This is a genomic window from Pseudomonas sp. R4-35-07 (genome assembly GCF_003852235.1).
Lineage (GTDB): Bacteria > Pseudomonadota > Gammaproteobacteria > Pseudomonadales > Pseudomonadaceae > Aquipseudomonas.
In genome coordinates this window covers 214695-236263 of the sequence record NZ_CP027732.1, presented here as the reverse complement: position 1 = coordinate 236263, position 21569 = coordinate 214695, and the positions used below count along the sequence as shown (strand labels likewise).

Here is a 21569-nt window from a genome sequence, read left to right as displayed (position 1 = left end):
AAAACGGCATATCCGTTAGACCTTTCTGATCAGCGTAGTTGCCCTTGGTTTCATCGCACTGATCGATGGCCCCGGCCCAGAGCCTGCACACGGCAGAATCCTACGCATAAACGCCCAAAGACCAGCATGGACGCCCAAGGTCGACATGGGTATGATGTCGCCCGCACAAGCATCCGTAGCTCAGCTGGATAGAGTACTGCCCTCCGAAGGCAGGGGTCGTGGGTTCGAATCCCGCCGGGTGCACCATATAGCTGTTTAGACCTGTCTCAGACAGTCTACGAGTCATCTCAAGAAGCCCGCCTAGTGCGGGCTTTCTTGTTTCTGGCTATCCGTCGCCTGTAGTCACGACGACAAGGGCCACAACTGGGGCTTGTTGGTCGAATTCGACTACCCGGACGGCGCCAAAAAGCCCTGGAACATTCCGGCCCGAACCATGGCTGGCGACTTGGGAAAGGACGTACTCGGTCCGACGGTCGACATCGGCCTGCGCCTCGCGGGAACCCGATAAGGGCGCAATGCCCGCAACGACCTGCAGAGTTATCTCGGCGGCTTCGACAGCGCCCAGCGCGCACGCTTGGTGACGCGCTTGGGCTGGCACGACAATGCGTTCCTATTGCCCGAACAACAGATCGACTCGCACGCCGAACACTTGCATTTTTACGAGGCCGGTGCGCGGTTGCCGCCGATCAGCGAGGCGGGTTCTCTGGAGCAATGGCAGCAGCAAATCGGCGCGCTGTGTGCTGGCCAACCACCGCCTAGCGTTTGTCGTCTCTGTGGCGTTTGCAGGGCCTCTGCTGAACCTGCTCGGACATGAGTCAGGTGGCTTCCACTTGTACGGCGGCAGCTCCGGCGGCAAGACCACCCACCTGCAGGTCGCTGCCTCGGTTTATGGCGGGCCGCGCCTGGTGCGCTCATGGCGCTCGACAGATAACGCCTGGAGTTCATCGCTGCAGCGCACTCAGACGGCCTCCTGGTGCTGGATGAATGTAACGACCTAAATCACCCGAAGCAGCCGCGAACGTGGGCTGTTTAGCTCACTCAAGGATAAACAATGAACGCATCGACACAGAACAGTTCAACCCCTATCTGACACCCTGAAAGCAAGAAGCGCCCATCTAATGGCATTGCTGAGCCTAATTAACGTCTGCCCATATAAAGGTAAGAAAACACAATCCCTCACGATTAACGCGATGAAAGCAGAAATTTGCCTTGAGCATCAGCTTAAGAACCGGGGCTAATATTAAAACGGAGGCCGTCGTGCTTCCGTTACCGACCAACACTGCTTGGTCGACGCCACCAACCTTTGATATCGATCCTCTCAATTTCGCTCATTTACTGGCAACCGCTGATGCCCGTCATCTGCATTCTGTTCCTGCCGTCCTATATCGCCAGGCAATCTATAATCCAAAAAACTTGGAAAGCCATTTCGGGCCTCGGTAGCGGATAAAATTGGGGGGTTGATACGCTATTTTACGTACCTGATTTCTCAGTGATTGCTTCGAAAGAAGGGCCTAAGACAAATATCGATAACGCTGGCGCGACATCATATTGACATCTCTCCAGCGACAAGATGAAATGATGATTGGTATGGACTTACTTTTAAGTGCAGGGAATTCATCAAATGCGCTATCCTTTTTCAGGAATACTGGTTAGGTATCTCCCAGTCTCGCAGGAAAAATGCTGCGGCCCCCACACAGAACGCACTGAGGCTGAATCGTCCTCCCCCGATATACGTACCCAACCGTCTGGAAAAGTGACCGATACGGATGATGGCTCTGCACGAGCAACCTCGGAATCAGGAAATGAAAACGGGGAGCAGAGATCGGCCCTGCTTGAAACGTATTTACCAGACGAATTACACGTCAATCTCTGGGAGATGGGGAAGCGCCCTGTTAATCCATTTATGGATATTGGGGTCATGATTGGCAACAGAGCCAGTGTTGGGCACCTAGTTGTAGATCTACCTTGGTCTGTAGAATTAAAAGATATAAGCGATTTAGGTGCCAGGCTCAACGGTGAAAAAAGTGTTGCAGCGATTTTTAACGAAGTCGTTCACTACGACGGCTTTGCCGAGGGCAATTTTGCGAATATAAGTTTTAGAAAGAACAATAGCGATGTAAAACCATTCTCGTTACTCAGGTTAAATTCTCAACACTTCGAATCAATAAAAATGTACCTAAGCGATGGCAGCCCCGCATCACGCCTAACGATTAAAATACCATCGTTACTATCCACTATAGAATCCAAAAACATAAGAAAGTCTGCATACATAAGATTCCGCATAAGAAACATTCCGGAGAAAGTTTACACTAACGTATTCAGCCAAAAAGATAGGACATTGATTAGCTCAACCACCGAAACGAGGATCGTTGACTTTCGAATAAATGTCAGGCGCGGCATCCCCGAGGAGCTTTTGAGCGGGGATGAGAGACTATTCTTTCCTGAGTTTGACAAAATTCATTGCTTCTTAACTACAGAAAGGAGCGAAGAGTGCATATCCCAAAGCCAGAATTATTCTGGTTATCGATCTTTAATGGATGAAGACGTTTGGAACGAATACGTTCGACTTGATACGGCGATAGGAATTTCCGCCGAGAACAGCGTACGGAATTACCTAGGCTATCAATGGACTGCGGCCTCTGAAGTTTTGAAAAATGGGCAAATAAAGAAGGTCAAAGATCTAATAGTGCTTGGGCGGTTTTCCAAGGTTAAGTCAGATGCCACTTCGATTATTAGATTTGTCTTTTTAGTTATTATTTTGGGCGCCGCGGGAAGCGGCTCTTGGGAAATCGCGAAAGAACTCTATTCTGGCCAAACTGGCAACTTTGAAAGACTATTATTTTTCATATTGGCTGCAGGAGCGGTTATATCTACTGGCTATATACTGAGAAAAACTAAGAGCTATCTCAAAGCATTTTTTAGCTGAAACTCACTTTTGACTGTCCTGTCCGCTCGTCTGCAGATAAGAGGTTCGGCTTCAATCAAACCATTGAAGCTGAGCTCATCTTTTAACGGACGATAATACCCATTATATTTTTTTTCCAGCTCAAAACCGTAGTAAGCAAATAGCTTGCGAAACACCTCAATCTGCTCTTCAGCGACAGAAAGGAGCGGCCGATCATTATTAAGCAACTCGAAAGTGCGCTCAAATAAACGAAGCCCTACCCCAGTACCTTGAAACGCTGGCAGCACACGAAGACAGCAAAGTTTTTGCTCGACGTCGCTATTCTTGACTATTGCCAACCCTGAGAGAGTGCCACGCCGATGTTCAAGCAAAATACTACGCTCTCCAGTGACAATACCCGGAATCATTTTTTGATAAAGCCAGGTATTGAATTCTGGATAAAAGCCAGATAATTCTTGGAGATGTTGTATAAGTATCGGCAGCGTAGTCGTATACGCATCGGGATTTCGAAGTAAAAATTCGTGATCAATTAAACGCACAGAAGAGGAAATGTCGTGCATAGGTCGTCCTTCGACTCGATCTTCCGAGCCAATCACCATAAGACTTTTATACAAGCTCCAGCTCATTTTGACGCCTCCCCTCAGAAGCCTCCATATAACGGAATGATTGTGGGGCAGTAAGCGACCCCCCCAACTCAGATAATTCCATGGGCTTTTTGTACCGTTGGACCTCGCCGACGGCTATAGCGACTGCGACTTTTTTGCCTTGATAATAACTATCAAAAAAGTCTTTCTCTATTCCTGCATGCTTTTTTGTTCTTTCCCAAATATTCGAGGGAGAATCACTATAAATATCAAGAACTTCAAATTCACCTATAACCTTCCCAATTGGTTTGGTTGCATATATCACAACGGTTCTGACACCACTATTAGTAAAGGATACCTTGCGAAACTCAAATCTTTTCTCTCCGCTAAGTATTTTATTAGCATATTCTGGCTTAATTGATAATAAGACTTTCATTGATTTCTCCTGCCGCTGCGACCCATCTAATTTGCGCTTCAGTTAACGACATGAAATCCCATCTAGTCCGGGTGCTAATCATGCACTCCTCCATGAGCCTTTTACGAATAATCCTTTTTTTGAGAGCAGCATTATAAGTAAATTTTATTATATATGATTTCTTCTTGTTAGTAAAATAATCTTTTAGCTGAGCCAATGTAAAAATACTGTATGGTTTCGTATATTTAATGAATTGCGCTTCAGAACTGAACGATTTAATTTGCCTTACTTCTTCGACCACACCAATTGATGAGGCAACTGACCGATAATAGGCTTTGCCCTTGCCATCCGACGTCCTGTAAATAAGAACAAGATCTCCCGCCTTCATGACTTTCGTTCTTACAATACCTGATATAAAAACTTTATGGATGCTATTGGTGTGAGAGACATCTTGAACGATGTCGTGATTCTCGTTATTGAGTATGGAGTCTGGTAAAAAAGCCGAATGGTATTCGGGATAGATCGCTAGAAGGTAATAGTTACGATCGTCGAATCCGAATAAAGGAAACTCTTTTACGACATCACCTACTAAGGATTTCATTCTACGAACTAGAACCTGCTCTTCACCATCAGCGGTGATCTTAGTTGCATAGCACTCGAAGCCATAACGCTCAAACAGATCAATCAAACTTTGATGACGCGAAAACACGGTAACGTATATTTGCTCAAACCTGTCGCTAATTGCATGGTCAAAGATTTTTTTTATGAACCTTTCCCCCAGCTTAGTTCCATGTGCATTTATTTTTAATGTGCCTACCTTTAAAGTCCTGGCTTTCGGTAAAGGAGGGACTATTTCATCACCCCCTCCGGCTTCAGCTTTTAAATAAAGAAAACCGTCGATCGCCTTCTTAGAGTTATAAAATACATAAGCCAATTCATCTGCTAAAGTTTTTTTACCAAACCAAGCTTCAAAACCTTTATAGTCAAGTTTTAGAGAATCAAAAAAAGGGTCGTCCAAGTCTACTTCTGAAAAACTACAGTATTTTAAATTTTTCATTTCATTCCTTCGAAAGACTCACTGCGAGATTTTTTCATGATCTCAAAAATAAATTCGTAAACACTCTCAAAAAGTTTCGGCTCGCTTATTAACAAAGGAAGATTGAATGTATCCCGAAGTTGAAATGCCACTTTCTTTTCTGATTGCTGGAGCGCCGCAATCAAATCAACATCCCACGACAACTTATCTCGAGCCTCTAGCCTAGCTGCAATTTCTCGAGGTTTGTCTTCAATAAAAATAACACCCGACAGTTTCAAGGCATCGAAAACATCAACTTCAATTGATGTAACTTCTCCCGATTCATTCAACAGGGAGAAATGGCCATCCAATATGAAATCTTTGACTTGCAACTGATACGATTGAACAGCAGATATAAGTCGCAATTGATTATGTAGAATCTCTTTTGTTTTTTTATCGAACGACCAGGTAGGGTGCTTGATTTGCTTTTGAATCAACGCACCTGCGCTGATGGTCGGAATTTTCAGCTTGACAGATAGCCTTGAGGACAAGCTTGTTTTTCCGACACCATGGACCCCTGCGAGAAAAAAAATCATGTGGCCATCCTATGCAAGCAACCGTTCTCCTCAAGACGGACAACGCCTGAGTAAGGATCATAGCTTGCTAAAGGCGTTTTACTATATGTCTAAAGATATTGCCACTACTCTGCCACTAGGCAAGCGTGCCCTCGACCCGCCCAATATCAAAACCTGTGCAACGAGCTAACAAGTGCTGCAAGGTTACATATCGCGTATCGCGTCATTCTCATCAAGCGCAAACTCCAGACCAAGGCCCACTTCAATAGCGCTGATCAATGAAGATTGATCCTTGCTCTGACAGCTCATACAAGCCGTTGATACGAATGATGGGTGTTTCCCAAATGCATTGGGTATCTCGGTGTAGATCTCACCGATCTCGATGAACGCAACGTAGGTATTCCAGTGCGGGAATACCCATCCCTTATTGGGCGAGCCAGCTGAACACAGTGAGATCAGACCATCCGCCTGCTGGACGGGCAGGTCTCGCTGGGCGAGATGGTCGAGCAGGTCTGGACGGACGCGCGGGGCGGGCGGCTCTAGAAACACGAGCTGGTCGGGCAGGACGAGCGGTTCCTCCCACCTGTTCATTTGGATTCCAAAGGACCGGCTTTCCAGCGTGATCCATGCATAACAGCCCACGAACCGCTCCCAGCCAATTACCGCTATCAGCAGACCAAGCCTGATTATTCGCAAGGTAGGCAATCCAATTCATGTCAGAATCAAATATATGCCGCCCCGGGTCAATCCAAGCCATCAATTCACAACTCTGATCGAATAACGGATAGAGCATGATGATCCTCCTCATAATGAGTCTTTGATGCTAGCAGTACGCCGGCTCGGCGTTGGAGAAGGAGAGAAATTTCTGTTTAAGGGCCCTTTGTTGTGCTTTCTGAAACATCTGCTCTTGGCCGATGGCAGCCTACGGTTTACCCAAATTTGTAAACGCTGCTGTGACACCTACTTGGCTTGTAACACCCAACGCACGTGAACGATGAACAGCGTGTAACGTAAAAAGTCATAATAGATTCAATTAGTTAAAACATTCCGCAACATCCGTAACACCTATAACACATCTTTTCCAGCCCCCACACCCCGTCGGTGATAGCGCCGCCAGCGAAAGCAATACTAGCTTGGTACCGACTAATGCAGAATTCAAACGCGGGGTCGCCGAACGCCTAGACGCTTGGGAGGTGCCGTCTGCCAACAACGAACAGGGGAGATGCATCGACCGGGGGCATCGACATCGCCTGGGACCCTGGGAGTGTTCGGTGGGTGCGGGGTCGGAAACCCGCCGGATTGTGTTAGCAGAAGGGCACTCAGCTTAGTGAACAGGTGAACCTGGTGAACTCCAGTTCACCTGTGCATATGCCCTACCCTTTAAGCCATCTGTGAGTACCGTTACCAATACGGTAACGATGCCCTTTTTTCTTCAAGATCCTTTCAATTTCAACATTGAAATTTCAGTAAGCTGGTGTGGTTGCCGCTACCACGATCCCGCGGGTTTCATGCCCCGTGTACTCAGGATATCGTCAGGGTCCCCAGCACCTTCTTCTGCAACCCACCCGAGATCTCAGATGAGTAACCTCCAGAACCTAATCGTAAATGCCCGATCCGGCTTAGCTCTCGACGAAAAAATCTCTGATGACAGTTGGCAGGCAATCGCTAAGCAATGCGGTGCCGCTGAGATCGAAGAAATCGAACAGCGTATCGTCAGCTTACGAGCCGAGTTAGAAACGGTTGAGGAGTGGGACGGAGATACCCAGGATGACATACACCTCGCAATTTACAGCTTCACCCAATTACTGAAGGCAGCGAAAGCACGGTAGTTGTGCTGGTGGCGAAAGGACCACAGGGTTCAACGTGGAGAGGCCATTGAAGAAAGCGAGTCACCCATCGGGATCTAGGTCACGAGGAGCTTCGATGGAACCTCCAGAAAGAGCGTTAAAGGCGTCAGCACACTGCGCCCTGTATGCCCACGTGTATGCCTAACCGACGCACCACCAAAGAAGCCCAATAAATACGGGCATCTTACCGCCCAGTTCAAACGACGCCGGGGCACCAGATATAAATGAAAAAGCCCCAAGTCGAAAGACCTGAGGCTTTTCCGTATATGCCAATTCAACGCTTCCGCAACGCCTCCAACCTCCCCGGTAAATCCTCCTCCGGAAAGCGCTTATGCAGTGCCAGCAGCTTCTCATCAGCCGCCTTGCTCTCTCCCGCCTCACGCAACTTCACGATGGCCTGCAGCTCCTGCTCCAAAGACGGCAATGCAACCGGCGCTGCCTTGCTGAGCTTTACCGCTGGCGGAGCCGCCAGTGTATCTGCGGTTTCAGCCGGAGCCGGCGCACTTTCAGGCCTGGGTGCCGCAGCTATTCGGGCCATTGGCGCGGGGGCGGAGAAGGCTTGCGGCGTTGGCTGGGCGGCTTCTTGGTGGTGCAGGGCGGAGAATGTCGCGGTGGAGATTTCGGGCTGCGGCACGGGGGAGCGTGTGAGCACGCCGATCATCAGCGCTAAACCTGCGACGGTGGCGAATGCCATTTGCCAGCGTGGGCGTTGGCAGGCTTGCAGCCAGCGTTGCCACAGGTTGGGTTGTGGCGTCGGGGCTTCGCGGCGGGCGGTGTTGAGGATGAAGGCGTCGAGGGACGCGGGGGGTTCGCCGGTGCTGTGTTGACGGTAGTGCTGGAGCAGTTCGTCGTCTGGGGTGGGTCGAGTGTCAGTCATACGGTTACCTCGTCGGCCAGCAAGCGCCGCAATTTCTGCAGGGCGTAGCGCAGGCGGCTTTTTACGGTTTCCAGCGGGGCGCCGATGAGCGTGGCGATTTGCGGGACTTCAAGTTCGCCGTGCAGGCGCAGCAGGAAGACTTCGCGCTGGTCTTCGGGCAGGTCTTGCACGGCGGCGTCGAGGCGCGCCTGGTCGCGGCTCAGGCTCAGGTGTTGCTCGGGGCCGGCGCTGTGGTCGGCCTGGGCGTGCAGCTGCTCGTCGTAGCTGTCGTGCAACGGGTTGTGGATGCCGTGCTTGCGCCAATGGTCGATCAGGCGGTTGCGCGCAATCTGGAACAGCCACGTACGAAAACTCGCCCGGCCCTGTGGCTGGGTGGTGCTGCGGATCAGGCTGAGCCAGGTGTCCTGGTAGATTTCTTCGGCCAGCTCGGGTTTGTTGCACAGGGAAATGAGGAAGCGGTACAGGCCTTGGCGGTGCCGGGCGTACAAGGCTTCGAAAGCAGCGGCGTCGCCGGTGCGGTAGCGGGCCAGCAGCGATTCGTCGCTGGGTGGATCGTCTGGGACGGCCATGTGCTGGGGTGAACTCCTTTTTGTCAGCCGAAGCAGGATTAACTGTGGGAGGGGGCTTGCCCCGATGCGGTGGGTCAGATAGCACATTTGGTGCTGATGTACCGCTATCGGGGGCAAGCCCCCTCCCACATTTGGACAGTGTAGGATTTGAGATCAGCGTTTCAGGCTTTGGGCCAGTTCGACCAGTTGTACGAACTCGTTGCGCAGGCCGAACGGGTCGTCGCCGCGGGCTGAGCGCGCCAGTTTGGCGGTGTCCTGCAAACTCATGTTGCCAGTGTAGCGGCCATCGCCCTTGAGCTGTTGGGCGAACGCGGCTACGGCGGCGCTGAAGCGCAGGTCGTCGCTGGGCTTGGTGGATGTTTTACCGACGGCCCGTTCGATCAATTGGCTATCACCGCCCGCCGCAGGTTTGTAGCGTACGCGCACCGTCGCCAGTTCGGCCGAGGTGTTTTCAGCCGCAGGCGCTCTGGCATAGCGCAAAGGCTCCAACCAGCCCTTCTCGCCCTTGGGTACGATTTCGTACAGCGCGGTCAGCGTGTGCCCTGCACCGATTTCGCCGGCATCGACTTTGTCGTTGTTGAAATCCTCACGCTTCAAGGCGCGGTTTTCATAGCCGAGCAGGCGGTACTCGCTGACGTTTGCCGGGTTGAATTCCACCTGCAATTTTACGTCCCGCGCCACTACCGCCAGCGTTGAGCTGAGCTGGTCTACCAACACCTTGCGGGCTTCACGCAGGTTGTCGATGTAGGCATAGTTGCCGTCACCGGCGTCGGCCAGTTGCTCCATCAGGTGCTCGTTGTAGTTGCCCACACCGAAGCCGAGAGTGGTCAGCGAAACGCCGCTTTTGCGCTGGTCGACGGCCATTTGCTTGAGGCTGTCGAAGTCGCTGATGCCCACGTTGAAGTCACCGTCGGTAGCCAGCAGGATGCGGTTGATGCCCTTGTCGATAAAGCCTTCGCGGGCCATCTGGTAGGCCAGTTCGATGCCGGACGCGCCAGCAGTGGATCCACCGGCGGTGAGTTGGTCGATAGCGTTGCGGATTTTGGTTTTGTCGCGGCCCGAAGTCGGCTTGAGCACCACGCGCGACTCGCCGGCGTAGACCACCAATGACACGCGGTCCTGATCACGCAGTTGATCCACCAGCAATTTCAGGGTGCTCTTCACTAATGGCAAACCTTCGCGACGGTCCATCGAGCCGGACACATCCACCAGAAACACCAGGTTGGCCGGCGGCAGATCCGCCACGGCGCGGTCCGACGCTTTGATGCCGATGCGCAGCAGTTGCGTACGCGGGTTCCACGGCGTGGCGGCGACTTCGGTCGTGACGCCAAAGGGTGAGCCGTCGGTAGGCAATGCGTAGTCATAGGGGAAGTAATTGACCATTTCCTCCAGGCGCACCGCGCCTTCGGGCGGCAGGCTACCTTGGTTGAGGAAGCGTCTGACGTTGGCGTAGCTGCCGGTGTCGACATCTACGCTGAAGGTGGAGACCGGGGTTTCGGCGACGCGATGCACCGGGTTGTCGGGCAGGTTGGCGTATTGCTCGCGGGGTTCGCTGCGGTAGTCCATGGTCGCGGTCTCGCGCATTTGCATCGGTGCAGGCATGGCCATGCGCTTGACCAATGCGCCCTGGGCCGTCGCACGCTGAAGCTCTGCGACGGGCTCAGCCGGTTTCGCCAGGTCAGGCGAGGAAGATAGCCCGCACCCGGCCAACGCCACCAGCAGGGTAAGGGTGAAGCCTTGGGCAGCAGGACGCAGGAAGAGCAGAGGACGGGACATGGGCTGAACCTCGTGAGTGAATAGTCCGTTCACAAGGTCAGACGCGGGGAATGTGGGGTTCGGGTTAACACTCTCGATTTAGATAACGCCAGAAATCAGTGTGGGAGGGGGCTTGCTCCCGATGGCGGTGGGTCAGCCACCAGATGCGGTGGCTGACACTAAGCTATCGGGAGCAAGCCCCCTCCCACATTTGATCTGCAGAGCTATCAGTCGGTGCCGTATTTCGGGTTACGCGGGCCGTACAGGATGCCGGTGCGCTGCCCGGCCGACAGCAACCGTGCGCTGGTGATGCCCGCAATCGGGTGCGCCGCGTCGGTGGAGCTGTTGATCACTTGCTTGACCGCCGCTGTAATCAACATACCCACCAGGCCACCGCTGTTGTTGTTGCCCTCCTCGCTCGACGCACGCGCCGTGCCGGTCCACAGGGTGGTGCCGGTGCGCAGGTCCACCAGTTTGGCCGAGGCGGTCACAGAGGTGTCGCTGGAGATCAGCATGTACTTGGTGCCGTACTCGCTGACAGTGATGTACAGCGCGGCGTCTGCACCAAAGATGTCATGCAGCTTGGCCGGCAGTACGGCCTGGATATCGTTGGCGGTGGTCAGGCCGTTCTGGCGGAAGGTTTCGTCCACCAGGGCGATCGGCAGCACGTAGTAGCCGGCTTCGGCCAACGGGTAGGTGACTTGCGACACCAGGCTGTAGGACGCCTGCACTTCCGGCGATTCGTTGATCGGCGGCAGTACCAGGATCGACTTGGGCCGCGCCTGTTTGTAGGCTGAGTAATCAAACGTCTTGGGCGCCGCGCAACCGCTGAGAAAAGCCAGGGCCAGCAGGGCGCCGGTGAGTTTTAACAGGCTCATTTAGTGGCGACTCCGGTCTTGGCGTTTTTCAGCAGAAAGTCCATGTAGGCGGCGGACTCAGGGAACAGCGCCTTCTCGGTACGAAATTCCTGCACCATCTGGTCGTCCTTGCCCATGTTCATGTACAGCATGCCCAAATGCGCGTGGTAGCCCGGCGGCGCCTTGCGGCCGGTGGCGTTGATTTTTTGCAGGTCGCGCTCCAGTGCCTCGACCTGCGCTTCCTTGGGCTCACCCTTGAAGTATTCGTAAACCTGCGGCTGGTAGCTTTCCCATTGATACAGGGGCTGGGGCGCCGTTTGGCACCCGGTTACCGTCACGATTGCTGCCAGCGTCAGCGCCAACTTCACTGCCTTGCTCATCCGTGTACTGCTCCTTGAGGTGTTGCTGATCAGTTACGTGGGTTCCAGGCGCCGGCGTTGATGCCGTCCACCAGGCGGTTGATCGCTTCGCGCATGGCCAGGTCAAGCACCTTGCCATTGAGGGTGGAGTCGTAGCTGGCGGTGCCGCCGAAGCCGATCACTTCACGGTTGGAGAGCGCGTACTCACCGGCGCCCTGGGTGGAGTACACCACTTCGGAGGTGTTGATGTTGACGATATTCAACGCGACTTTGGCGTAGGCCACTTGGGTCTTGCCACGGCCGAGGATGCCGAACAGCTGGCGGTCGCCGGTTTCCTTGCGGCCGAACTCGGTCACATCGCCGGTCACCACGTAATCAGCGCCCTTGAGCTTCTGCACGGTGCCTTTGATTTTGGCTTCCTGGGAGATTTCGCCCATGTTGTCGCGGTCCAGCACGCTGAAGCGGTTGGTCTGCTGCAAGTGGGTGATGAGGATGGTCTTGGCCTGGCCACCGAGGCGGTCGACGCCGTCGGAAAAGATACCGCGCATGTAGCTGGAGCGGTTGTCGAACTTGCCCACGGCAATCGGCACGCGCACGCCGGAATAGGCCACGCTGGCGCTGGCGACTTGCTCCACCGGCATTGCGCGGTTGCTCTCGGTGGCGCAACCGGCCACGGTCAACAGCGCCACGGCGGTGAGGCCCGACAGCAGGATTTTGGACAGTGTCTTCACGTGTTGCTCCTAAAGTGAGAAATCGGCAGAGCGCAGGGCTGCGGCCATTTTCGGGGAGGGAAACACGTGCGTCTGTATTCATCCCTGAACCTGTCGTGCCGCAACGGCTGCGGCATTTTACGGGGTTGAGAGCGGTTCTCAAGGTGTTTTGAATAAACGCAGGGTTAAGTGATGAGTGGGGCTGCTGAGGGAGGGAAACCGGATCGGCCTAAAGTTCTGAGCCGACGTGCCGAGACCCTGACCTGGTTCATTCATTAATAGGGATATTGCGTGTTGAAAATCCTCTTGCGGGCAGCGGCCCTCGTTGCCGCACTGTCGATGACCGGCTGTGTGTCCTACACCGTCACCGGCCCCATCGGCGCCCCGTTACACCAGGCTTCTGTCAGCAGCCCGCGCAGCGCGCAAATCGCTGATGTAACGGTGAACGCCGCCGACGTCAACGACGCCAACAAAACCGCTATCAGCCGTTCGTTGACGCTGCAGCTTAACCAGTACGTGCGCGCGGCCGGTTACTTCAAGCAGGTTACCGAGTACCCGGTGCGCCTGGGTGAGCAGGATGTTTCGCTCAAGTTCAACATGACGTCGCTCAAGGGCCATCGCGGCGTGCACCCCGGTTACGTGCCCGGTGCTTTGCTGACGTTGACGATCTGGATCTGGGTCAACGGCCCGATCTACGTCGACACGTTCGATCTGGCCGGCGACCTGGTGATCGTCGACCGCGACGGCAAGGAACTGGCCAGCAGCAAACAAGAGGTCAAGTTCGAGCGCAACGTGGGCCTTTACGGTCGCGAATACTGGGCCCCGACCATGGGCGCCAAACAACTGAACGAACTCGTCGCGCAACTGCTCGACACCGCCACCGCCAAACTGGCCAAACCGTAAACTCAAGGAGCCCCACATGAAAGGATTGATCAAGCACAGCCTGGTACTCGCGGCCGTCTTGCTGACGGGCTGCGTGTCCTACTCGCAACACGAACTGCCACCGGTACAGACCTGGCCACCGACCGCCAACGCGCCAGCGCAGAAACCTACGGCATACGTGCGCACCACCGGGCTGAACCAGGTCAACGGCGGCCCCGCCAACGCCGCTGCCGGCGCACCCGCCGCCCTGTGGGAAAAAGCCGTGGCGGATGGGTTCCGCCAGTCCAACCGCTTCGCACGGGTGAGCACCGACAAGGTTGACTCGGACATCTACGCTGACGCCACCCTGTACAACAACGAACAGTTCAGCATGGCCTCGGCGATCATCACCGGCGTGACGTTCTTCATCATCCCGTCCACGGCCAAGAACACCTTCACCCTGGAAACCGTGTTCAAGGACAAAGACGGAAAGGAGTTGGGCCGCGTCAAGAAGAGCGAGTCGGTACGCACCTGGATGCACCTGGTGCTGATCGTGGGCATCCCGTTCCAGGCAGACACCCGGGACGTGGTAGAAGCGTTGACACGCAGCACGCTGGATGAGGCGGTACAGCGCAAGTTGTTCTGACGGATTCACACAAATCCAAATGTGGGAGGGGGCTTGCTCCCGATGGCGGCGAGTCAGCCAACACATCATTGGCTGGACCACCGCTATCGGGAGCAAGCCCCCTCCCACAGGGGTATAGCGTCAGGCTCTACTTGCGCGGGTTGAGGCAGTAAAGCGCAAGTTGTCTGGACGGATTCACACAATCCAAATGTGGGAGGGGGCTTGCCCCCGATGGTGGTGAGTCAGTCAACACAACATTGACTGGACCACCGCTATCGGGGGCAAGCCCCCTCCCACAGGGGATTAGCGGCAGGCTCTACGTACGTGGGTTGAGGCCGTACAGCGCAAGTTGTTCTGACGGATTCACACAAATCCAAATGTGGGAGGGGGCTTGCCCCCGATAGCGGCGAGTCAGCCAACACATCATTGGCTGAACCACCGCTATCGGGAGCAAGCCCCCTCCCACAGGGGATTAGCGGCAGGCTCTACGTACGCGGGTTGAGGCCGTACAGCGCAAGTTGTTCTGACGGATTCACACAAATCCAAATGTGGGAGGGGGCTTGCTCCCGATGGCGGCGAGTCAGTCAATGCATGATTGGCTGGACCACCGCAATCGGGAGCAAGCCCCCTCCCACACTTGTTTTGCGGTGTGGGTTAGAAGGCGTAGCGTGCCTTGAGCATGACGCCGTCAGCATCGAAACCGCTGCGTGCCTGGCGGGTGTAGCTGGCGCCGACGGTGAAGTCCGACACTTGGTAATTCACGCCCACACTGGCTTCATAGCTGTCACGCGCCACCGACGCGCCGGTCACGGTAAACGGCGAACCACCCGCCACGAAGCTGGAGGTTTGCGCGACGCGATCACCCATCAGGTCGTGATAGGCCATCAACGTAGCTTCCGGTTGCAGTGTGCCGGCGCTCAACGGCAGGTTGGCCGCCAAACGCACACCGGCGCCCAACTCGCCCACTTCATAACGCTGCGAAGCCGTGTTCAACGCCGCCGACGAACCTTTCTCGGTAAAACCATCCATGCGCACGTTGGCATACCGCGCCGCCACACGTGGCTCGATCACCACCGCCTGGGATGGCTTGAAGCTGTAGCCGCCGATCACACTGGCCGCCAACACATTGCTGTCGTAGCTGCCCTTGGCCGTGGTGCCCGCGACGTGGCGCTTGCTGTCGTTCTCGTTATGGCCGTAGCTGAGGCTGCCATCCACGAACCAGTTCTGCAGCGTCCAGTTGCCGTACAACGACAGCGCGTGGCCCTCTACGTCGGTCTTGTTGCCCAGGTCCGAATGGATATTGGAATTGAGATAGCTGTACGCCACGCCCAAGGTGGTGGTGTCGTTCACACGACCGTCCACACCCACCGCCATGCCGCTGCTGTTGGCCGAGTAACCGTTGTTGCCGCCACGGCCGTCCTGGTCCATGTTGCTGCTCAGGCCCTGCACCCAAACACCGCCGACCTGATGGCTTTCACGCTGGTCGGTGAGGCGATTGAAGATCGCGCCGTTGACCACAGTTTGCCCCGACAACGCCACGTCGAGGGCGCCACGGTTGACGTCCGGGGTGAGTTGGTCGGCGAGCTGCGCCAGTTGCTGTGCCGTCCCGGCGTTGGCCAGGCTCTGGAACACCGGGTCGTTTTGGTTGAGCTGGCCGAGCACATCGTTTTTCAACACGTTGACGGCGGTTGCGGCCGACGCCCCCGCGCTGGCACCCGCCAGTTCCTGCTGCACCTGCTGATCGCTTTTCACCGCCACCACGGCCTTGACCGTCTGCGCATCGGCCGAGTAGCTGAGCACGTTCAACAACGACGACGCACTGGCCACGGCTACGCCGTTGTTCTGCACGTTGGTGGCTTGCAGCAGGGTGTATTGCGTGCCGGCTTTAGGCGCGGCGAAGTCGCCGGGGTTGGCGCTGACGGTCAGCTTGGAGGCCTGGGCCAAGTTGGCGGTGCCGTTGACGGTGAGGTACGGCGTGGTCGGCACCACGCTGTCGGACAGGTGCATATCAAGACCTGCGCCGCTGGCCACATTGAGGTTGCCGGTGATGGCGGTGCCGGGCGCGGAGAGGTTCAGCGAACCCGAATTGACCGACACCGGCGCGATGATACGGCTGCCGGTGAAACCTGCCTGGCCATCGACGTTGACGGCGCTGAGGTTGAGCAAGTCGCCGGTGATTTTGCCACCGGTCCAGTTCAGGCTGGCGAGGTTGTTGGCGTCGACGGCGATACCGCTGTTGCTGCGGATTTCGCCGGCTTGCTGGTTGATTTCGAACGGCGAGGACTGCTCAGCCGCACTCACCTGGATCGCGGTGCCGTCGGCGGTAATGAGGCCGCGGTTTACGATACCGCGCGCACCTGCGGCACTGTTCTGCGCAAAGCTGGCGCCGGACAGGCCGAAGGCATTGGCCGACGCGCCCTTGGCTTCAATGGTGCCGGTGTTGAGGATGTAATCAAAGGTGCCGCCGTACAGAAACAGCCCTTTCGCCTCATTGCCATTGGCGGAAATCAGGCCGCTGTTTTCAATACGCAGAGGGCTGGTGTCGGTTTCCACTTCCACACCCCAAGCGCCCTCGCCTGTGGCAGTAATCGAGCCCGAGTTCAGGATTTTGCCGCCGATGGTGGTCGGCGTGTCGCCGTCGATGTCAAGGATCAAGCCAATCGCACCCTCGCCGGCCATATCGATCACACCCGTGTTGGAAACGTCACCCCCAATGGTGGTGCCGTGCAGGTAAATGCCTTCGCCACCGCCCAGGTAGCCGGGCGTCGTCACCGTACCTACGGGAGGCGTGGAGCGGATGGTGCCGGAGTTGATAACGCTGCCGCCAATCGTAGTGGGGCCGATCTCAAGCCCTTCATACGCGCCGTTGCGCATCAGCACGTTGCCTGCCTGAACCACATCCCCGGTGACAGTGCTCGGGGCCAAACCGGTCGGGCCAGTCCAGAACATCGGGTCGATGGCAATCGCACGAATGGTGCCGCCTTGCGACTCCAGCGTGATGTCTGCGCGGTTGATCAGCGAGCCTTGAATGCGGGTGTTTGCAAATCCCAGGCCGGCGGGGTCGGTGGTGTTGGAATCGACCACTCGGGAAAACTGGCCGGTGATGGTTACCGGCTCGTTAAACGTCTCATTGGCCCAAATATTCTTGCCCTGACCCAGGTCGAACTCCACGGCCAGCACTTGGGTGCTGATCGCGCCAACCATGATTGCCAACAGACTTTTCTGGAACTGCTTGCGCTTCATTTCTAACTCCATGAACTACAGGTCAAAACCGCCAAGAGGCCCGGCGGCAGTAGGTGTGCTGTGGGAAAGGATCAATCGATCCGAATGATGCCTCCGACGTCCCTGGGAATCGCAGGCGCGAGCCGGTGCACCGAAGGCGGTGGCAGAAAGGGGCCGTAAGAGGAAGAAGTTCACATCAATCCTTAATGTCATTTGAAAACGCTGCAGTCCATGCAGCCCGACCGATTGCGGGTGGGCGGGGTAAAGACACTGGGATAAACAAAATGTTCAAAGCTATAAGCGACACACACCCAACACCGCCCACCCTGTAGGAGCGAGCTTGCTCGCGAAAATCGTCAACGATAACGCGAGCAACCAGAAAAACGCCGCATAGACGCTGTTACATCACCGTCAGACTTACTTGAGCTCCTTCACCAGATACTGCGCAGAAATCTGCGTAATCCCGGTCAGCGCCCGGCGCAAGGCTTCAGGGTCGGTGCGATAAGTCAGCGGCGTGTAGCCATAAACGTTCTGGCCATTGAATGGTGTAACCGTTTCAAAGGTGCGCCAGATCATCTCATCGCCGCGATTCATCTGCGCCACCACGCTAATGGTGGGGTAAATCACGCTGCTGAACCCCTGGGTCAGGCGAAAACCCCACTCGGACACGGTCAACTGGATCTGCGCATCGGCCGGTTCATCGTCACCGACTACCTTGAGCGTCGAGGTCTTGCCCAGCGCATCGACAAAGCCCTGCTTGAGCAACACACCCACATCGATTTTTTCCGCTTCGATCAGCGTCAGAATCGCCATCGACGTCGGCATCTCAGCCAACTGCCCAAGCTTCATGCCGCCAGCCAAACCGGCGCCGCTCAACGCCGCAGTACCCACCTTGGACGCACCGCTGGCCATGCCAACACCCGCGCCAACCCCGGCCCCGAGTGCCGCGCCCCAGGCTTGTTCGCGACCGAAGTACACCATGTTCTTTTCCCACTTCACGGGCAGGACTTTTACCGTCTTGATCTGCGCGCGGTTTTCGGGGGTGAGGGGGTGGCTGACGCAACCGCCGAGGATGAGGGTTGTGAGGAGGATTAGGAGGAGGTTTTTCACATCAGTCCCTTAATGTTTGCAGAGAATAAGTAGCTGTCGGCAGGACCTGACCCTGCCGACAGACCGGCTTCAACTTATTTGCTTTCTTTGGCAATGGTGCCCAAGGAGGCATCTTTCACCAAGTAACGGCCTTCAACGTCGCTCAGTGTTTTGAGACTGTTGCGCGCTACGGCGAAGCCCATTTCGACTTCCTGCTTGAGGTAAACCACCTCACCCGCCTTGACGTCGATCGGCATGTCCGCCCAGTTTTCAGCCTTGGAGCTGATTACGTGCTTGCCCGGCGTCACGAAAAAATAGATGTACTGGTTACCACGGTTGTAACCCATCTCCGAGTTGGCTTCCTTGTCATCCAGAAACACGTTGAACCGCACCATCATCCCAACGTTGCTAGGGCGCACGACATACACCAGGCCTTTATCGGCCACGGCAGCCTTGGGCAACGAGTAGTTCGCCACGTCGGCTTGCATCTTCTCTACCGACGGCGTGGAGGAACAGCCAAACAGAGTGGCCAGGGACAGAACGACAGCAGCTTTGCAAAACAACTTGATCATGTACTTCTTCCTTGTGGGTAACGGTGGAGCGGTTGCGAGAGCGCCGATGATGGCGGGGTCTCAGTTTTTGATGCGTTGGGTCATCGCCAATGTGTCGGCAAGGGTTGGCATGGCATGAGGGCCGGTGCCACTGCTGTGATGCCTTGCGCGAGTTTGGGCGAGAGGCTTATAGTCCGGCGGTCGCTCAAAAAGCGACCGGGTTTGGCGACCCGAAAAACCGAGCCCTCAATAATCTAGAGAGCTTAATCATGAATCGATACATGCCCCTAACCGGCCACGACTGCACTGCCCCAGCGCTGATCATCGACACCCAGGCACCTCTCGACGTCCTTCACGACGCCGCCGTGCACCGCATTCGGGCCGTCACTCAACTGCTGGAAAACCTGGCCTTCCGCGAACAACTCAGCAGCGATGCCGTAGTGCTTTCAGACTTCGCCCATTTGCTGGCCATTCCGCTATGCGATGGGTGTGATTTGCTGGATGTCATCAGTCGCAGGCTTAATGCCGATCCGTCCTGAGTGAAAATCGGGCGGCCGTCGTGTCGCCCGATTTGGTGCGCTAAGAATAGAAACAAAGGGGACTGATTTATTTAATAGGTTTTAACTGACACCTCGAATTAAAATAAATCTGCCCCTTTTTACTTTCTACTTCCTCTCATCATTCAATATAAAGAAATTACATCTCTAGAATTCAAAAATTCTCGAAAGCAAGAAATGACGAAACCTATATCCCTTGTGATGAAACTCGCCGGATAACAATCGCCCAAAATCTCAACTGGACTTGTTCCAGCCGACGCATTACTAAGAGTACGCACAGCGTGCTCCCCATCATCTAGATATTGATTTAGCATCAAAAAATAATTTCCAGAATCAGCGTAAAGATTGATTTCGTAAGGCCCATATTTAGGCGCAGGGAAAATAGACAAAGACGCGACGCCATCGAATTCAATATATTCATTTAAAATGGCCTTTACATCATCCATGGTCGGTTGATGAACCAGAGGGATTTGCAATCTACCGTACTCAGGACTAAGCGTGTACCCTCCGATTATCATTTATTTTTTTTCCTTGGAAAATAGGGGTCAGAACACTATTACTCTATTCTTTTTGATTGGGAAATTCAAAACCGCCATAACTCCCCGCGAAACCGTGGTCTGATCCCTATTCCCGTTCCACCTTGGCTAACAACTTTATTAATCAGCTGGCCTTTCAAATAACTTTTTTAGAAACTCGGAGAAGGAGGGCGCAACGAATGACAATTCGAGGTCACTGCCGGGTGTCGATTCATGATGCCACATCACCACGCTTGGATCGTCGGTCAAGCGGTTCTCTCGATAATCAAAACAGAGCGCGTCACCATTCCCCAACGCTGAAAAAATAATTAATCCTTGAGCAAATTCCTCCGGAGGATACTGATACTTTATCTCCATCGTTTCAAATGATCCTTCGATTTCACCGAAAGGCAAAAACAGACCAGCGCTGCTCGTAACATCTTCCCCGAGTAGACGATTATAAAAATTGAAAACAGGTTTATTTAAAATAAACGACCCATTAAACTCCACTGAAACTTCTTTGTATTTCGCAGGAAAAACTATACCCGCCAATTCTTCGAAAGCTTCTATATCAGCAGAATTACCTTGACCATAATAAGAATCAAAATTTATTCCAGCGATCATTTAATGCGCCTACTCATCGATTTCCACCCGATGCGAAAAAAAGAGGACATTCTCATTTAATAGTTTTCCCAGCGCAAATTTAAATAAATCTGCCCCTGCTTTTCCTTTCCCCCTGAACAAAGGAGACTAATTTATCTAAAAAGTCCTGTACTGCTATGACAAACCAGACAAATCCCTCTTCCTCTTTCATCTTCGACAAACAAAGAATTTATCTTTACTGAGATACCCAATACCGCCCAAGCGCCAAAAATCAAAATATGAACGGAAGTCAAAATCCAGCTTTATTAAAGGCTGCCCCATATACCAAGCCAAATAATAATCAGCGGCAACTCCATAAAGAGCCTCAAACAGTGCATATTCCTGCTCTGTATTTAGCAACATGCAATCCCTGACTTGATCCCCCACCAGTTCGAGCACCCAGTTGCTGGGAACAGCTAACTTATCATAGTCGTTAAACTGATCTTTACTTCCATAAAGCAATTTTGCACGCTGGCATATTCTGTACAACTCATCGTCTCCAAGAGCCTTACAGAAACTTGCCTGAGCTTGCAACCAGAGTTTCGCCTTTTGCAACAATTCAAAATCGCTAGATTCAATCGTCGAGCATAGATATAAGTTATCTTCAAGCGTACCAGCTTGAATCACCTCATTCACGCGCAACACCAAACTGTCAGCTTGAGGAAAATAGCTTAACGCTTTAGTGATTTCAGGTAGAGAAGAATGCACTTTGAACAGCGCTAAAAAGTGCGACTTATCAAAATAAGCTTTTCCCTCACAAAAAATGCACCAGTCATTCAAAAGGGTAGACATCATTTTGCTCTTGGTAAATCTGATAAAAGAGAAGGACCGATTAACTAACTATTGAAAAATACCGCTACGCCTTTATTAGGCTCGCCTAGGGATCTACTATTATCAATAACAGCTTTTAGCTCATGATGAAAATTAAAAATAGGGCGAATTTATTAAATTTGCTTTTTACCATCTTGACAAATTCAAAAAACCCCGCCCCGGTTATATAACCCCCTCAGCACAAACCAAATGGACAATCAACCACACT

Annotated in this window: 22 protein-coding genes, 1 tRNA gene and 1 pseudogene; 7 read left to right on the top strand and 17 right to left on the bottom strand. The window is 54.0% G+C overall.

The genetic code is table 11. The features are described from left to right. Positions 1-169 precede the first annotated feature (169 nt). The 3 genes and pseudogenes from C4J89_RS00965 (at position 170) to C4J89_RS00950 (ending at position 2926) form a co-directional block, all read left to right on the top strand. Positions 170-246, top strand: a tRNA-Arg gene (locus tag C4J89_RS00965). Positions 247-331: 85 nt separating this feature from the next. After that, positions 332-985 (top strand): annotated as a pseudogene (locus C4J89_RS00960) (DUF927 domain-containing protein); the annotation flags it as partial. A gap of 636 nt (positions 986-1621) precedes the next feature. Continuing rightward, a complete protein-coding gene (locus C4J89_RS00950; protein WP_124413504.1) occupies positions 1622-2926 on the top strand; it encodes a hypothetical protein in 1305 nt (434 codons plus the stop codon). Here the strand turns inward: C4J89_RS00950 and C4J89_RS00945 are convergent. The 5 genes from C4J89_RS00945 to C4J89_RS27335 all read right to left on the bottom strand — a co-directional run bounded on the left by C4J89_RS00945 (position 2902) and on the right by C4J89_RS27335 (position 6251). After that, positions 2902-3465: a GNAT family N-acetyltransferase gene (locus C4J89_RS00945; protein WP_177413003.1), complete on the bottom strand. Its 564-nt coding sequence runs from the start codon at positions 3463-3465 to the stop codon at positions 2902-2904. The genes C4J89_RS00950 and C4J89_RS00945 overlap by 25 nt on opposite strands. Positions 3466-3511: 46 nt before the next feature. Continuing rightward, the gene (locus C4J89_RS00940) at positions 3512-3925 is read right to left on the bottom strand and encodes an ASCH domain-containing protein (protein ID WP_124413503.1); all 414 of its coding nucleotides are present in this window, start codon (positions 3923-3925) and stop codon (positions 3512-3514) included. Beyond that, complete coding sequence (locus C4J89_RS00935; RefSeq protein WP_124413502.1) at positions 3903-4961, bottom strand: N-acetyltransferase; 1059 nt, start codon at positions 4959-4961, stop codon at positions 3903-3905. Before C4J89_RS00935 ends, C4J89_RS00940 begins: the two co-directional genes overlap by 23 nt. After that, the gene (locus C4J89_RS00930) at positions 4958-5515 is read right to left on the bottom strand and encodes an ATP-binding protein (protein WP_124413501.1); all 558 of its coding nucleotides are present in this window, start codon (positions 5513-5515) and stop codon (positions 4958-4960) included. The genes C4J89_RS00935 and C4J89_RS00930 overlap by 4 nt, the downstream gene beginning before the upstream one ends. A gap of 403 nt (positions 5516-5918) precedes the next feature. Next, complete coding sequence (locus C4J89_RS27335) at positions 5919-6251, bottom strand: 4-fold beta flower protein (RefSeq protein WP_372238978.1); 333 nt, start codon at positions 6249-6251, stop codon at positions 5919-5921. A gap of 820 nt (positions 6252-7071) precedes the next feature. On the opposite strand from C4J89_RS27335, the gene C4J89_RS00915 reads away from it, so the two are divergent. Further along, complete coding sequence (locus C4J89_RS00915) at positions 7072-7323, top strand: hypothetical protein (RefSeq protein WP_124402679.1); 252 nt, start codon at positions 7072-7074, stop codon at positions 7321-7323. Positions 7324-7615: 292 nt separating this feature from the next. Here C4J89_RS00915 and C4J89_RS00910 read toward each other — a convergent pair whose 3' ends face one another. From C4J89_RS00910 to C4J89_RS00885, 6 genes are all read right to left on the bottom strand, one after another. Beyond that, positions 7616-8218, bottom strand: a complete 603-nt coding sequence (locus C4J89_RS00910; RefSeq protein ID WP_124413499.1) for a hypothetical protein — start codon at positions 8216-8218, stop codon at positions 7616-7618. Next, entirely contained in the window at positions 8215-8787 is a 573-nt protein-coding gene (locus C4J89_RS00905) for an RNA polymerase sigma factor (RefSeq protein ID WP_124413498.1), read from the bottom strand. The genes C4J89_RS00910 and C4J89_RS00905 overlap by 4 nt, the downstream gene beginning before the upstream one ends. Before the next feature lie 153 nt (positions 8788-8940). Beyond that, positions 8941-10563 (bottom strand): VWA domain-containing protein, encoded by a 1623-nt coding sequence (locus C4J89_RS00900; RefSeq protein ID WP_124413497.1) that lies wholly within the window; start codon positions 10561-10563, stop codon positions 8941-8943. 206 nt (positions 10564-10769) lie between these two features. Further along, the gene (locus C4J89_RS00895) at positions 10770-11420 is read right to left on the bottom strand and encodes a DUF799 domain-containing protein (protein ID WP_124413496.1); all 651 of its coding nucleotides are present in this window, start codon (positions 11418-11420) and stop codon (positions 10770-10772) included. After that, complete coding sequence (locus C4J89_RS00890; protein ID WP_124360728.1) at positions 11417-11779, bottom strand: DUF4810 domain-containing protein; 363 nt, start codon at positions 11777-11779, stop codon at positions 11417-11419. Before C4J89_RS00890 ends, C4J89_RS00895 begins: the two co-directional genes overlap by 4 nt. A 29-nt stretch (positions 11780-11808) precedes the next feature. Further along, positions 11809-12489, bottom strand: a complete 681-nt coding sequence (locus C4J89_RS00885) for a CsgG/HfaB family protein (protein ID WP_124360727.1) — start codon at positions 12487-12489, stop codon at positions 11809-11811. A gap of 270 nt (positions 12490-12759) precedes the next feature. On the opposite strand from C4J89_RS00885, the gene C4J89_RS00880 reads away from it, so the two are divergent. Next, positions 12760-13371 (top strand): hypothetical protein, encoded by a 612-nt coding sequence (locus C4J89_RS00880; protein ID WP_124413495.1) that lies wholly within the window; start codon positions 12760-12762, stop codon positions 13369-13371. Between the two features lie 16 nt (positions 13372-13387). Beyond that, complete coding sequence (locus C4J89_RS00875; protein ID WP_124413494.1) at positions 13388-13975, top strand: hypothetical protein; 588 nt, start codon at positions 13388-13390, stop codon at positions 13973-13975. A 633-nt stretch (positions 13976-14608) separates the two neighbouring features. Here C4J89_RS00875 and C4J89_RS00870 read toward each other — a convergent pair. The 3 genes from C4J89_RS00870 to C4J89_RS00860 all read right to left on the bottom strand — a co-directional run bounded on the left by C4J89_RS00870 (position 14609) and on the right by C4J89_RS00860 (position 18753). Further along, a complete protein-coding gene (locus C4J89_RS00870) occupies positions 14609-17197 on the bottom strand; it encodes an autotransporter outer membrane beta-barrel domain-containing protein (RefSeq protein WP_124413493.1) in 2589 nt (862 codons plus the stop codon). Positions 17198-17593: 396 nt separating this feature from the next. Beyond that, the gene (locus C4J89_RS00865) at positions 17594-18286 is read right to left on the bottom strand and encodes a hypothetical protein (RefSeq protein ID WP_124413492.1); all 693 of its coding nucleotides are present in this window, start codon (positions 18284-18286) and stop codon (positions 17594-17596) included. A 74-nt stretch (positions 18287-18360) separates the two neighbouring features. Beyond that, complete coding sequence (locus C4J89_RS00860) at positions 18361-18753, bottom strand: DUF2846 domain-containing protein (protein ID WP_177413020.1); 393 nt, start codon at positions 18751-18753, stop codon at positions 18361-18363. 344 nt (positions 18754-19097) lie between these two features. Here C4J89_RS00860 and C4J89_RS00855 point away from each other — a divergent pair, with 344 nt between their 5' ends. Continuing rightward, the gene (locus C4J89_RS00855) at positions 19098-19355 is read left to right on the top strand and encodes a hypothetical protein (protein WP_124413490.1); all 258 of its coding nucleotides are present in this window, start codon (positions 19098-19100) and stop codon (positions 19353-19355) included. Positions 19356-19498: 143 nt separating this feature from the next. Here the strand turns inward: C4J89_RS00855 and C4J89_RS00850 are convergent, their stop codons facing one another. The 3 genes from C4J89_RS00850 to C4J89_RS00840 form a co-directional block, all read right to left on the bottom strand. Further along, on the bottom strand, positions 19499-19891 hold the full coding sequence (locus tag C4J89_RS00850) for a hypothetical protein (RefSeq protein WP_372238963.1): 393 nt from the start codon (positions 19889-19891) through the stop codon (positions 19499-19501). A 138-nt stretch (positions 19892-20029) separates the two neighbouring features. Beyond that, entirely contained in the window at positions 20030-20512 is a 483-nt protein-coding gene (locus tag C4J89_RS00845; RefSeq protein WP_124413488.1) for an SMI1/KNR4 family protein, read from the bottom strand. A gap of 186 nt (positions 20513-20698) precedes the next feature. Beyond that, positions 20699-21322 (bottom strand): hypothetical protein, encoded by a 624-nt coding sequence (locus tag C4J89_RS00840; protein WP_124413487.1) that lies wholly within the window; start codon positions 21320-21322, stop codon positions 20699-20701. Between the last annotated feature and the right edge of the window lie 247 nt (positions 21323-21569).